This window comes from Richelia intracellularis HH01 (assembly GCF_000350105.1).
GTDB classification, from domain to species: domain Bacteria; phylum Cyanobacteriota; class Cyanobacteriia; order Cyanobacteriales; family Nostocaceae; genus Richelia; species Richelia intracellularis.
Genome location: NZ_CAIY01000085.1, coordinates 96,965 through 112,503, shown reverse-complemented (window position 1 = coordinate 112,503; position 15,539 = coordinate 96,965). Strand labels below are relative to the sequence as shown.

The window sequence follows — 15,539 nt, the reverse complement described above, 5'->3', positions numbered from 1 at the left end:
TTAAGCTCTTATAATAATGCTTGCATCTAAGTCTAGTTCAAAGCAGAATTATAGATTTTGATTCAAGTGACATATTCATGTCTAACTATAGAGAAATATATATGAGTGATCAAATTACAAAATCTTTAGATACACTTCTCCATATATTTACTTTTAGTAAAACCTAGAAGATAAAAATTTATAACTGAATATATTATCCAATTGATGTTTGTATATACTTTGCTAATAAATGAATACCATGCATATGTTGAGGTTTCTATTATAAGGTTGACTTATTTAACTGCAAGTTATATTAATCACAGTGCTCATACTATCTAAAGTTAGAGGTCTATACGAATAATTTAGCTAATTTTTCACAAATATTATTGAATCACCTTAAGGTTACTATAAGCTCTATTATTCAGGTTTTTTAGATTAGAAAAATAAACAGATACTGCTCACTCATAGAAATTATAGTAATCTACAAATCAAATATATTTATTAATAATGTGCAACATTACTATATTAACTAAGTATCATCAAATAATCCCAATTAGATGGTAAATTTTCAATAATTTTATTGATTCAGCAACTACTAAAGCTTGACAAATAATAAAAAAAGGCACATCCTATATACCCTAACACTTACTCTAGTTTTTTGATATGTTCAATTTAACATTACTTTTGATTAACTCTCCTTCATCTGTAAAATATTAGTAATGTAAAAATAAGAGCATTGTTGCTATCACTAATTGATAGTTTTAGTATCCTTCAACTATTTTGTAGGTATTCAGAAAGTGAAGAGAGAGAGTTAATTAGCATTTAGAAGATATCAAGCTAATAATATATATCACAACAATAATTTTATGCTGGAGGCTCTGTATTTTAGTTACAATTGCTGCTAGATTAGTGAGCAAATATTTTCATGATGCAATAATTGAATCATATTGAGTTCATAGACATAGAAAACATTAATTTCATCTTATTAAGATATATTTGCCATATCTTATAAGATGAAATTAAATAACTATATTAGAAATTAGGCCACAATAATTGTATTCCAAAACTATGGACTTGTTCCCCATAGAGTATGGCCCAAGAATATGTTTAACTTTGAGATAAACGTTTTGCTTCTTCAAATCCTAATATTAGATGTGTTTCCTTTAGAAGGTAAGGAATCATATTACCATGAGGGCTATTTGCAAGACATAAACGCAGGTCAAATTCATCAACCTTATCTGCCTGATTACCAGGAAACCAATGACTACCATTGCCCAGGAGATTGTAGCGCATCCTAGCATATTCAACCATATCATAGGCAACAGCTAAGTTTCTCAACCATAAGATTACTGGTATATTAATATACCCTGGCGTTTGATTATATGCGGGTAACCCAATATGCCAGGTTTTTAACCAATATTCTCCTAAAGTTCTAACTGCTTCTGTTTCCAATCGTTCCAAAATGGCAGGCAAAATCCTCTGGGCATTATCCAATAAATCAAGAGTTTCTAAGTGTTTGTCAAAATCACTTGGTTTTGCTGCCCCCAAACTCAGGGTATGTATCTGGGAATGACTCAAACAGAATAAGTCATTAAAAACCATGGGACTTAAAGGTTCGCATAAATCTACCAACTTTTGTGGTGGTTTATATAATTTCCCCCCCTTATCGGAAGGACTAATGATAAAGACACCCATATCATGGCGATTAGCAGCTTCAATCGCTGCCCAATTACATTGATTAATATAATACCAATGCAGATTGATGTAATCAAATTGATTAGTATTTATTGTTTCTAGAATTATATTTGTAGAGCCGTGAGTAGAAAACCCAATAAACCTAACTTTACCTTGCACCTGTAACTTTTTTGCGACATCAAGGCATCCATCAGGTTGAAGGCAGTATGCTAACATTTCGGTATTATTAATACCATGTATTCCTAGTAAATCTAGGTAATCTATTTGCAGGTAATTTAAGGATTTTGTAAATTCTTTTTCAAAATCCTTGGAATTTGCTGTCGGAGGTACCTTAGTTTGTACAATGATTTGTTCACGGCATAACTTGGGTATAATTTTTCCTAGTTGCATCTCGGAACTACCATAATGTCTGGCTGTCTCAATATGGTTAATTCCTAATTCAATGGAACGGTGAATAGTGGCTTCCAAATTTGCTTGATTTTCTTCAGGAACTTCCCATTGGGCTAAATCCTGCCACTTATATTGATACCTCATTCCTCCGCAAGAGAAAACAGGCATTTGTAACTCTGTACGTCCAAATCTTCTGTATAGCATCATTAAAAAAATTGCCTATTTATAAAATATATAATTGATCCTAATTTAAATTTTTGATGATTATCATATTCCACATAAACTAGGAGAATTAATATATAGTAGAATTATCACTTATGAATAATATAAGTAAGATATAATCTGATCCCTTATCATATATAAAAGTTAATCTTACCAGCCTTATAATTACTTAATCTAAGCCAGGCTATCATAAAGATAATTAGATATTTGCCAAGTACTAAGCTTGTCTATAACTCTTAAAAAATATAGTGCTTAGCTTAGAATCTATAATGCTGTTAGAAATTTGAATTAGATAGATATATAATCCATTATAATCCTTTCTATCCTAGTTAATCATTAATTGGTAAATGTAGATAATTATAGTATTAAGTTAAAATATGATTTATGGTGAGGATAAAAATGTAAAAAAGTTTAGAAAGATTTAAATATCACATTTGATACTTTACTCTTGATATCTGTCGGCAATATAATTCTTAGTAATATCAGATGATTTAGGTAGCTTTCTAAGTAATTAGAATTTTTAAAACAAGTTGATAAGCCTCAGCAACAAACCTAATTAAATACGATATGAATATTTTAATATCTTTTATAGCTAAATATTCATATGACAAGCTATAAATTTATTCCGTTTATTCATTCAAGTAGTTGTCAAACCCAAATATAACAGGTTCTCATATATTACCCAGAATTTTTGGGTAGCGGGGAATACATTCTGACTTTGTGATTTAATACCAGTAATTACTACGGGAGAATAAGTTTTTATAGAAACAAGAAATAGAGTTTTTTATTTGTCTTACCATTAACTATATTACATCATGCTTAAGGGAATAAATAGGGTTTTCCAAATCCGGATTATCTTATAACAATCTCTTATTATTAGAGTTGTTATAAGATGAACGGTTAGCTTATGTTTAAGCTAACAGGAATTAGGATAATTTACCTGATGAAATTATCCTATGCTGATGCCAGATAATTCGCACAGTCTAGTAAACAGTTAAGCGCAACTAAAATACATTGCAATTATTATACATAGTTGCCAATATCAGGATTTTTAGAGCTTTCAACTATGTAACTGACTTCTCAGTACAATCTACCCAAATAAACTTAAGTAGATTGTACTGGAGCAAGTCTTGATAATGCTTGGAAAACTTATGTTCAGGTAGTTATCATTAAGAGATTGATAACTACTATGGGGCAATAATTCCCATTTCTACAATTAAAATGCCCTTTTTGGAAAATTATGGCAGGCTCTAGGAGCTATGATTTCTCTCCTAAGTATGGGTTTGGAAATCTCCTTAACTCTTGGTCACAACCTCTTTATCCATTGCTAGAAACTTCTCCAACTCCGTCAATGCATCTGCATCAATTTTAGTTTGCATAGGACAGAATTTGGGCCCACACATAGAACAGAACTCAGCTGTTTTGTAAATATCTACTGGTAATGTTTCATCATGGTATTCCCTAGCTCTGTCTGGATCAAGTGCCAATTCAAACTGACGATTCCAGTCAAACTTATACCGAGCTTTGGAAATTTCATTATCTCTATCTCTTACACCAGAACGATGGCGGGCAATATCTGCTGCATGGGCTGCAATTTTGTAGGCGATTAAACCGTTACGTACATCTTCTGCATTAGGCAGACCTAAGTGTTCCTTGGGTGTGACGTAACATAACATTGCTGTACCATACCAACCTGCCATGGCAGCCCCTATGGCTGAGGTAATATGGTCATAACCAGGAGCAATATCTGTTACTAGTGGTCCTAGTACATAGAAGGGAGCTTCTGAACACTCTTCCATTTGCTTTTTAACATTAAACTCAATTTGGTCCATGGGAATATGTCCTGGGCCCTCTACCATCACCTGGACATCGTGTTCCCAAGCCCTTCTGGTTAACTTTCCCAGGGTTTTGAGCTCGTGCAATTGTGCTTCATCTGATGCATCATGAATACAGCCGGGACGCAAGGAATCCCCCAGACTAAAGGAAACATCATATTTTTTGAATATCTCTATGATATCTCGAAAATGCGTGTACAAAGGGTTTTGTTTATGGTGGTGTAGCATCCATTTAGCAATAATTCCACCACCACGCGAAACTATACCTGTAATCCTGGTTTTGACTAAGGGCAAATACTCAATCAAAAGACCAGCATGAATTGTCATGTAATCAACACCCTGTTGGGTATGTTTTTCAATAACATGGAGGAAGTCTTCAGGTGTAAGATTTTCTACATTACCATGAACATTTTCTACAGCTTGGTAAATTGGTACAGTACCAATGGGAACAGATGAGGCTTTAATTATAGCGGTACGAATTTCGTCCAAATTACCACCACCAGTGGATAAATCCATGACAGTATCTGCACCATATTTAACTGCCAAGTTTAGTTTAGCTACTTCTTCGTCAATATTGGAAGAGTTGGGAGAAGCACCAATATTTGCATTTACCTTACATTTGGAGGCTATTCCAATAGCCATTGGTTCCAAATTGGGATGATTTATATTAGCAGGGATAATCAGCCGTCCCTTAGCAATTTCATCTTTAATCAACTCAACAGGTAAGTTCTCCTGTTGAGCAACATAATGCATTTCCTCGGTGAAAATGCCTTGGCGGGCATAGTACATTTGAGTAACATTACCTTGGCCACGTCGCTTGGCAATCCATTGTGTCCGCATTTTGATTACCTCGATAAACAGCTTCCCTACGCTGGTATTACCCAGTCTCAGGTGTTAAGGGTTTGTTCTCAGCCTGATTTTACTCAGACACCCCTAGCATAAAAACAATTGTACCACTTTGATTTTGGTTGTCGATTTTGTAATTGATATATTAAGAGATTTTGTAATTGATATATAAAACAAGATCATATTAGGATTTATTTTAAAATAGACCAGAAAAAATAAATAGCAACAATTCTACAACTATAAGCAACATATGAAACAAATCGAACTATTAAAGTAATATGCAGTTTTACTCATTACAAGTTATAACTAGGATTCAAAAACTGCCAATAAATCTTTGAATGTTAATCATAGTCCCAAAAATACTTTTAGCTTCTTCTACCAAGCTTAAATTGACTTTAATCTTTATCAAGGCACTAAATCAAGGCACTAATAATTATCTAGTTTAACCTGACAATTCCATCTTGTGTAAACTCTAAAATATTCTTGAGTTTGGCATGCCACATATTGGGATACAAGTAAAGGTAAATATTTGATACAAGTATCATAAGTTATCAAGAATCCGAGCTTAATAACAGTTATACTCAAGTTAGTCTCAATGGCTAAAGTTAATTCTCATCTCAGAGTAAGGCTGTTTATAATTGCCCTGCTGCTATTATTATAAATAGTCTTAGAATTATTATCGCTATGGGCTATTTCATATCAAAATTATGATATGTACTTCATATAAAATACCTATAAAAGTAGTTGAAAATATAAGTATAACTACGCTCTTAATAATTAAAGAAAGGTTATTTCAACGTGAGTATTTATACAACAAGTAAAACAAAATCTCAGGCTATCATAATACAATTTTTATTGATTAATCTGTAATAATTGTGATCTTAATAGATAAGTTTAATATCCATTAAGATCACTTCAGAGGTAAATTACTTCCAACCTTGTCAGTTCAAGTAATTATTTTCATGACCTCTGTAATAAAAATTACTGACAATTAAAAGTACCCAAGCAAGAGTTACTATTAAAAGTGTAGATTGACAAGGTTGTATTCCTCCATTTTAACTATTTTAAGAATTAATTGCTTAGATTTTCTTTCTTCACTTGTACGCTACTATTCTCCTTATAGTAAAGTTGGAGTTGAATATAGTAACAATCATTGGGAATGATATCACAGATATCTTGAAGCCCTTATAAGTAGAAATATGTCAAGTGCTTATGGCTGCTTATAAATATCTTAATACCTATAGTGAATTTTCTGGTAGGGTCCTCCAAGCAATGGACAATACTATTTGGGTAAACTAATTTGATAATGTTGAAAATCGTTAAGCGTATTACAAAGGTACCTGACCAGAATATGATTATAAACTGGTTATACTGTAGATTCTTGGGTGGTTTTCACTGAAATGGGAGGGTTATCCTTATATATCAAGGAAAAAATCCTACAATAGAGGATAGTTCTATAAATGAAGGACTTGATAATAGTAGAATTAGAGCAAACATGAAAAATTGCACCCATTGATAATGCTATCCACATTGAGGATCAACAAAACTTATTGTATTAATGATTAATACAATAAGTTTTGTTGATAGGAGGGTCTACAGTGGTTAATCTTAGTGTAGCAGTACCTCTTGCAAAATAAGTTGTTTTAGGACCTGCTACCATTAATGTTTTATGTGATAATTGACATAGTTAATAGTCAGTTTTATTTAATGTTAAACGGTTGATATCTAAAGGATAATCCCCTAATTTGGAAAGATATATATTTATATATTTATATATTTAAGAATTTTAAGATAAAGCATAGCCTAATTATACTCTCAGACGTCTATTCTTAGATTAGAAGGAATTAGTTTTAGTTGTTTGGAAAAATATGGTAGTAGTCAAAATAAGGATGACTTGACCATATCATTGATTTGCTACATTTTTTTGTCTAGATAAACTTTGGGTAATACTTTATGATCAAGAGATAAAAGCCATGTAAAGCTTGTCTATGGGTAAATATAAGATTATTAGAAGTTTATTTACATTCGTTGCTAAATCTTAGAATTCACTAATTAATATATAAGTTTAAGAATATCTATACAATATTCACAGAAATTTTAGTTAGGTATAAAAATTAATTACTAACTGAAGTATTATATTTTTGGATAATCATGAGAGATAAAGGGCACTTTAACAGTCTTACCTTGTACATTTCCTATTTCGACTTTTATATTTGCACCACCTACTTTAGTACGAATATAACCAAGCCCAAAATGACCATCTACAGTGGTAGTATAACTAGTTAGTTTACCTACTTTTTCCTGTCCAATAGTAATTAAACTACCTGGTGTAGTTGGAGCTGTGAGATGGATTCCCCAAAGTTTCTGTTTTACTCCCTTATAGGTATTGAGACGGGTAATAGTTTCCTGTCCAATGTAACAACCTTTATTAAAGGAAATAGCATTCCATAAACCAACTTCCAAAGGGTTATATTCCTCAGTTATTTCTTGATCTGGCATAGGTCGCCCTTGGAGAATACGCAACATACTCCAGGTATTTTCGCTCATTTTTACCGCTCCATATTCCAAGAGAATTTCTTGCATACTATTCTTGTGAGCAACTGGAAAAATCATGGTATATCCAGGAATTGCTAAACCACTACCAACACAAAAACACAAATCTTCCAAACCCTGTGAAGAAAATACTTGGTGGGTACCATAGGGTTTACCAATCAATGTCTCTGCTCCCAATTTTGTCACTAATTCATCACTACCAGGACCAATTAAATTAAAGATAGCATTAGATTCAGTAATATCATTTAGTTGAATCTTATCCGCAAAAAAGATGTATTTATCCAGCCACTCCATCAGGAATTTATGCCGTTTGGGAGATACTAGTATAATTATTGCATCATCATGCACGTAAGCAGTTACTAAATCGATTGTACGCCCTGTTGGAGTGACAAAAATAGTATCACAGCCTTGTCCTGGTTGCAGAGACAGAAAATTATTAGTACTTTGATTGTGTAAAAAACGTAAGCAGTCCCTATCTGTAATTTTAATCAATCCCCAATGGCTGCGATCATAGAGTGCAAACTTTGACTCTACAGCTCTCATGGCTGCTATTTGTTGATTTCCAATACTTGATTCCATATTGTGTAATTAGGTTATGGTCGTGGTTATTACCTTGAGAAAAGCCTATCAGATTGGTATTCCCTCTTCAATAAATATTGAAGAGGGAATACCTAAAGATCCAAGAACCAATCATGACTTTGTAAATTTTTTTCTGCCACCTTGGATAATTATTTTCAACAACCTATGAATTCCTTACTATTAGGAATTGAACTGAGTAACAATACAAACTGAAATCATTCTATCTTAACTGCTTAGAATTAACTCAATAATTTTTCTTATTTTTTATTTTTAATAGTTCAAATTACAAGTTAAAAGAAATCAATTTTTATTATTTTTACCTGTCTAAAATTATATTTTGAGCTACCAATATGTATTATATTCTTAATTAAGACACTAATGTAGTCTTCCTTATTATAATCACACGAATTTTACATTTGTAATAATTAGAGCACAAAATAAATTTATAGAATAATTACTAAGAGCAAAACCTTCATACTAAATTACATAGTAATAATATATTGAGGATAAGGGGTAAAATTACATTTATATTAGTTGATTATTATTACAAAACTGCTTGTAACAACAATTTTTTAGCATATATACATTTTTATGATTTTTAGTTTTTTATCATCTCTAGTTTCTCAATAAAAATTCAAAATTTAACTCTAAGTTTCTTAGCTTTTAACTTGATATATTGAAATAACTAAAGGGGAAATTTTGAGAAGTAATTACTCTTATCATTTACATAAATTGCTTGTAATTTATACAGTCGTGAGTTTAATTTGTTTCTAGTATTTATAATATACATAATAATATAGACAATCTCAAAACTACCCTACGACTTCATTTATTGGAAAACGATCTATTAATTGAATTGCTCGGTAGGCATTGCGGCGCAACGATTCTGATAAGTAAGGAACATGAGGGATTTGTGATAACAAATCTAATGTACGGCGTAAAATTCGCACTACATCACCCTCATCCAGGCTGGTATTCTCACATATTTCCGTCCAGTCTATACCTAAAGCCCACTTTTCTAGTAGTGAAATCATGTTAATATATCTATTCTCCAAGCCTACTGTTAAGGCTACTTTATGTTTATATTGTGTCTTCAACACCGCACGACGAATCTTCTGCAACTTTGACCAAATTGCAGAAGATTCCTGAGATAATTCAAACTTTACAAAACTATCGGGGCGTGGACTTTCTGTAACTAAAGCTGCAATGATAGCAGCTAAATTATGAGGATTTAAGTTATCTATTTCTCCACTAGCCAATACTAAACCCAACCATAACTCATTCTCTCCTCTAATGGCAGCAACAATTTGCCCTAATTTGGTTGGAATTAGCTCCTGCAAACACCCAAACTGCTGTAATATAGAGATCAGATTCAAGAATTCCCCCCAGTGCTGCTGAGATCGGACAGCTACTTGCTCTTGTAGGGTTTTAATTTCTGATTGCAATTCTTCTGCTCTTGCTTTGCGACGGAAAAAAGTAGCTACGCTACCTGTTTTAAACAGGTGATGAATTTGTAATTGATCTTGAGTGTCATTAACACGCTGGAGTTGTTCGATAATTTCTGGTGGATTGTAGAAGGAACTATCAACGGCGGGGATTTTTCTAGCAATAATGGCTGTCTGCTGATTTCCCCGACGGCACTGGCCAGGTTTTAATGGCATTTCAGCTGGTGGTAGCAAGTCTTCTGGTATTTCAATTCTGGGTATTTCTGCATGTAAACCTACTACATCGGTAGTCGTTGTTACATACCAACGATTATCTCTTCCTAAACATACCAAATAAGGGGATTGCCCGGACCCGTGGGTTCTTGATATTAAAATGGCTGTTACTGGTACTGAAACAGTTATATGCTTTCCCTTCAAACTCAGTAATGTACCAGAAACCGCAAAACCTAACATCATTGATATTTCATCATTTCTGACGTTATGTGTTTCTTTGTACAAGGTTTTAAGTAATTTCTGTTCAGCCTTTAACTTTTGCCGTAACTTCTCATATCTGGCAACTTCTAACTCATCCACTGCTGCCACCTGTTCTTGTAGATTTTTTAATTGTTCTTGTAGGTTGGTAATATGCTTATATTGGGGTTGCAGATGTAAATTGGCTAAATACTGTCCGAAACTGCGTTCTACTAGTTCCTTAGCCTCTTTTATGGTATGTGTTTGTAGCAGATTCAACACCATACCATAACTGGGAGTGAACTGACTTACCAAGGGATCCGGCTTGGAGGTAGCCAGATATGCAGCTTCTTTTGATCCTTCAAATGGAGTTTGCAGGGTTACAACGTATCCTTTCTCATCCATGCCTCGACGACCTGCTCTACCTGCCATCTGCAAGAAATCAGAGGCATTAAGCAACTGATGTCCAGCATCTGTGCGTTTGGAAAGGGTAGAAATTACTGTTGTACGGGCCGGCATATTAATTCCTGCTGCCAAGGTTTCGGTAGCAAATACGACCTTGATTAATCCCTGTTGGAATAATTCTTCAACTAAGCCCTTCCAAGCAGGTAGAATTCCTGCATGGTGTGCAGCAATTCCCCGGTAAAGGGGCATAATTTGTCCTGAGCGTCCAGCGTCAGGATTGCGTTTGAGAAATTCATCAATTTGGTACCTTAATTGACTAGTTTCTTCCTCATTAACTAATGATAAATTTGAAACTTCTTTAACTGCTTTATCACATCCTCGACGGCTAAAAATAAAGTAAATTGCCGGCAACATATCCCTGTTTTTTAGCTGATTCAGGATATAAGTTGAACTGGGAGCTTCTGGCCTACCACTTCTAATCTTTTTCTCACCATTTTGTTTTTTCTTTCGTTTTTGAATTAAGCGTGGATTTATTTTACTTAAACTATTATTCAATAAAAGGAAAACTCCCTTAGTATTACCGAAGTAAAACTCCAAGGGCACAGGACGAAAACTCGAATGGATCAGGTCTGTATAGCCATGGACTTGAATTAACCAGTTTGTTAATTCCCGACTGTTGGTAACAGTTGCAGACAAAGCTACCAATTGAATTGTCCGGGGGCAATAAATAATGGACTCTTCCCAAACAGTACCCCGGTGACGATCATTCATATAGTGGCACTCATCTAGTACCACAGCCTCTACATCTACCAAAGAAGTGCCCACACGCCCTATGGGTGTACCATAAAGCATATTGCGGAATATTTCCGTAGTCATGACTAAAATGGGAGCATCCCGGTTGATACTAACATCTCCAGTAAGTAATCCTACAGATTTAAGGCCAAATTTTTCTCGAAAATCTCTCAATTTTTGGTTGGAGAGAGCTTTCAAAGGAGTAGTGTAGAAAACTCGCTTGCCTCTAATTAAAGCACGATAGATGGCATATTCACCAACCAAAGTTTTACCTGAACCCGTTGGTGCACATACAACAACTGACCGCCCAGAATTGAGAGAAGCGATCGCCTTTAGTTGAAATTCATCCAATTCAAAGGGAAATATTGAACTGGGGTCAAGTTCTGGAGACAGGGCAGAATAATTCACTCAATCACAATTGCAACCAGACTATTTACTATAATATTTCAACCGGACTATTTACTATAAAATTTCAATTATTTCAATTTTCCTCAAGGACTCATAATATAAAATTATTCAATCCCCCAAACTCCTTAATATTAAATAAGCAAAAGCCCCTCCCCAAATATAATAGATTCTTGAGTATTGAGAAAACCCTGACGTAGTTCAACTTATTTGACATAAAATAATGAACTAGATTTACTAATGGTATTGATATTACCTGTAAATTACAAATCGCTGTAAATTGATTAAAGAACGATTATAATCAAGAATTGCTCTAACCCTATTTCCCTCAGACCTAGTTAAATCGCTTTCTGCGGCAATTACATCAGTTTGGGTACCAACACCTGCTTGGAATCGTAATCGGGCCAAACGCAGAGCTTCTTTAGCTTGATCCAAAGCTGTATTGGCAGTTTTTAAATTTTCAAGATTTGACTTTAGATTGGAATGGGCTTGTTCTACTTCAAAACGGATTTGATTTCGTTGTTGAGCAAATTGCGTTTCTGCAATCGCCATATTGGTTTCTGCTTGTGATGCTTGGGCCTTAGACTTTCCGCCATCAAATAATGTCATAGTAGCTTGCAAGCCAACTGAATAACCATCAGTTATACCAATGCCATCGTCAAATTGATCCAATAAGTCATAATTGGCGATAAGACTAATTTTTGGCCTTAGGACTGACAGTGCTTGTTTCTTTTTTTGCTTGTTAATATTACGCTGAATCAAATTTTGACGTAGTTCAGGGCGATTGGTAAAAGCCTTAATGATGCTCTCTTCCAAGGACATATTCCACAAACCTGCCAATTTAACCTCATCAGCAGCAACAATGATAACTGTTTGTGCTATACCCAAGCGGTTTCCCATGCTATTACGGGCAATTTTTTGTTTAGACATAGCACTAATTAAATTCTGTTTAGTATTGGCCAAATTTACCTGAGAACGCAACACTTCAAAACGAGTACCCACACCAGCTTGCTCTAGGGCTTTAGCATCTTTCAAACTTGCTTGCGCATTTTTAACTGCTGATTGGGCAATCCTCACGTTTTCATCCATTTGCTGTAGGTTGTAATATTCTGAGGCGACATTTAAACGAATTTCTTCTGATATTCTTTCTATGTCCAACTTTATGGATTTAACCTGATAATCAGCAATTTTGATTGCTGATGATCTTCCGCCTGAAGTATAGAAGTTATAGGTTAATTGCGCCTGTCCCTGAAAGTTTGTATTGATAGGATCCCGTGATGGAATAGCTGATTGAGGAGGTAAATTTTTCTCAGCCCTTGATTGCAACTTATCATTTAATTGGTTACCAGAAGACTGCTGGCGGTTTATCTGTGTTTGTATACCTAAACTAGGATACAAGGCAGATTTTGCTTCCAGTAAAGCCCCTTTGAAACGTTTCAAACGTAATAATGCCAATTGCAAATCCCGATTATTACGTCTAGCTAGCTCCAAGGCTTCCTCCAAAGTAATTGGTTGTACACCTCTCACTTTTACTTCCTCTAGCTTTGTAGGAAATTGTAGAAGGTTGGGGTTAGGGTTAAGGTAATTATGAATTTGGGGGCTTGTAATTGCCGCAGGTTGTTCAATTGTATTTACTTCTACAAGTTTTATTTTAGCTAATTTATGATCGCTAGAGTCTAATTTATAAGCTTTTGATTCTTGAGAAGGTAACTTTTGACCAAAAAGAGTACTCCTCTCTGCTTGGGTAAAAACACGATTTTGTATTTTTCTCTGTCCCAGCAATAAGTGTCTCTGTTGTGTATTAATATTTACCGGTGGCATATAAACAAGTAAATGCCCCGGGGCAAATGATTTAGATATCAATTTAGATACCTTATTCTCATATTGACTTGAGGTCTTTCTGACAATCAGCTCATTTTTCTTAGAATCATGAGACTGAAGGTCTTTAATGATAGGTGCTGTACCAGTTCTGACTGTAGCTATTACACTCGCAATAACCGGATTAAGATCAGAGTGCTTATTAATATGGAATGTTTCTTTAGCATTATTTCTAATTGATTTACTAACACTGGTAGAAGTTGAAAAATTGGGTGTGGCATTAAATAATAGCTTATTGATTCGTACACCCTCAGCCCAGGCAGACTGAGTCGTTAACAATGCCACTGTCATACCAGGTAAAAAGCTATGGAATAATTGTTGTCCTTTCACCACATTTCCTCACACAAAAACTAGGCGTTAGAAACCATCTTTACTGCAAAACATATATAGCATGATGCTAACTAATTAGAAGTTTCAGAACTCTACTTGTCTTCAAATCCTTTGACAATACGAGATAATTCTACCTTCTCATTGATGCTAGCGCGGGTTGGGGCACCACTGACTATTCCCTCATAGTTCCTGAAAGAATCTTTAATTTCCGGACCATCAGCAGTAATATTGTACTCGCGAATACCCTTGTCATGCCAAGACCCGCGCATTTTAAATACATTAATTGCTCGAGACATTTCCCCACGAATCTCTACATACTGCAACATGATAATTGTGTCTGTAATTGTAGAAATATGAGAGTCGGTAATGGAATGAGATCCCATAAACTGGTTTGTAGTATTAGTAAAAAATCCTGTTATCTCTTCCTGTTTAGCATAACCAGTAACACCAATAACAAACTGCCTAAATGCATTACTACTTACACCTCTTGCCAAAGCAGAAAGGGAATCAATTGCTATTCGAGCTGGTTTAAAATCAGTAATCTCCGACTTGATAATTTGCAGATGGTCTTCTACTCCTGTAGATTCAGGATAGGTGCAAATTATCTTCAACAGTCCCTTATGTTCCAGATTCTCAAAATCGATCCCCCAGGAGTAAGCATTTCGTGATAATTGAGCTCGCGATTCTTCATAGGCAAATAATATTGCTCTTTCCCCACTTATACAACCATCTTGAATAAATTTACTTACTAATAAGGTTTTACCAGTTCCTGTTGCTCCTGTCGCTAAAATAATAGAGTCCTTGAAAAAACCACCACCACACATTTCATCAAGGGTTTTGACTCCAGAAGATGCCCTGACATTAGAAGAACGTTGGGTTAGTCTCATTGCACCTAGAGGAAAAATATTCATACCATCGTTAGTAATAGTGAAGGGGTATTCTCCTTTCATATGGGTAGTACCCCGTAACTTCAGAATTTCTATGGTTCGGCGACGACGTTCCCTTTCTAGAACATTACGGACAATGACTACATTGTCAGATACAAATTCCTCTACACCAAAAGCTGCAACTCCCCCATATTCCTCAACCCGCTCTGTAGTGATAATGCTAGTGACCCCCAACTGTTTTAACCGCGCTACTAAACGGAATATTTCCCGACGTACCACACCTACAGCTTCATACTGTTGAAAAATAGCAGTTATTGAATCAATAGAAACTCTACTAGCTTTATATTTATGAATTGCATATTGTAGACGTTCTATAAGGGCAGATAGGTCAAAACTGCCTATGATATCTTGGCCCTCTGGATCTGGAGAGGCATCAAGGATGAATAGTTTACCTTGCTCGATAAATTTTTGTAAATTCCAACCAAAAATATGGGCATTTTTGAGAATATCTACAGGGGATTCCTCAAATGTTACAAATACTCCCGGCTCATTAAAATAGGTGATTCCATTATAAAGAAACTGGAGCGAAAATAAAGTTTTCCCTGTACCTGATGTACCACTAACTAGTGTTGATCTACCAACTGGTAATCCCCCATGACTAATATCATCAAACCCCTCAATCATAGAGCGCATTTTACCTACGCCTTGCAGTAATGGGTTACAGCTTTGTTCTGATTGTTCTTGATCGCTCATTTTCGAGTTGTAATCAATGAAAATTATGCCTATTTATGAATATTTTTATGTATTATTTTAGCCTTTTGAATATATTCAGATCAGATAATCCAATT

6 protein-coding genes and 1 riboswitch are annotated in these 15,539 nt (G+C 34.7%); all 6 genes read right to left on the bottom strand.

What is annotated here, in order from left to right:
* Positions 1–1,086: 1,086 nt before the first annotated feature.
* Positions 1,087–2,268 carry an aldo/keto reductase gene (locus RINTHH_RS09535; RefSeq protein WP_196794910.1) on the bottom strand — a complete coding sequence of 394 codons (1,182 nt, stop codon included), beginning with the start codon at positions 2,266–2,268 and terminating at the stop codon, positions 1,087–1,089.
* Between the two features lie 1,313 nt (positions 2,269–3,581).
* On the bottom strand, positions 3,582–4,961 hold the full coding sequence (gene thiC, locus RINTHH_RS09530; RefSeq protein WP_008235852.1) for a phosphomethylpyrimidine synthase: 1,380 nt from the start codon (positions 4,959–4,961) through the stop codon (positions 3,582–3,584).
* Between the two features lie 6 nt (positions 4,962–4,967).
* A riboswitch (TPP riboswitch) is annotated at positions 4,968–5,066 on the bottom strand.
* Between the two features lie 2,034 nt (positions 5,067–7,100).
* Positions 7,101–8,099, bottom strand: a complete 999-nt coding sequence (gene ygfZ, locus RINTHH_RS09525; RefSeq protein ID WP_008235851.1) for a CAF17-like 4Fe-4S cluster assembly/insertion protein YgfZ — start codon at positions 8,097–8,099, stop codon at positions 7,101–7,103.
* Positions 8,100–8,911: 812 nt separating this feature from the next.
* The gene (locus RINTHH_RS09520) at positions 8,912–11,599 is read right to left on the bottom strand and encodes a DEAD/DEAH box helicase (RefSeq protein WP_008235849.1); all 2,688 of its coding nucleotides are present in this window, start codon (positions 11,597–11,599) and stop codon (positions 8,912–8,914) included.
* 249 nt (positions 11,600–11,848) lie between these two features.
* On the bottom strand, positions 11,849–13,804 hold the full coding sequence (locus RINTHH_RS09515) for a TolC family protein (protein WP_008235848.1): 1,956 nt from the start codon (positions 13,802–13,804) through the stop codon (positions 11,849–11,851).
* Between the two features lie 92 nt (positions 13,805–13,896).
* The gene (kaiC, locus tag RINTHH_RS09510) at positions 13,897–15,444 is read right to left on the bottom strand and encodes a circadian clock protein KaiC (RefSeq protein ID WP_044304992.1); all 1,548 of its coding nucleotides are present in this window, start codon (positions 15,442–15,444) and stop codon (positions 13,897–13,899) included.
* Positions 15,445–15,539: the final 95 nt, after the last annotated feature.

Excerpts from the sequence above, each read along its gene's own strand:
- RINTHH_RS09535 (WP_196794910.1), bottom strand. The coding sequence starts at position 2,268 with ATGCTATACAGAAGATTTGGACGTACAGAGTTACAAATGCCTGTTTTC.
- thiC (WP_008235852.1), bottom strand. The coding sequence starts at position 4,961 with ATGCGGACACAATGGATTGCCAAGCGACGTGGCCAAGGTAATGTTACT.
- ygfZ (WP_008235851.1), bottom strand. The coding sequence starts at position 8,099 with ATGGAATCAAGTATTGGAAATCAACAAATAGCAGCCATGAGAGCTGTA.
- kaiC (WP_044304992.1), bottom strand. The coding sequence starts at position 15,444 with ATGAGCGATCAAGAACAATCAGAACAAAGCTGTAACCCATTACTGCAA.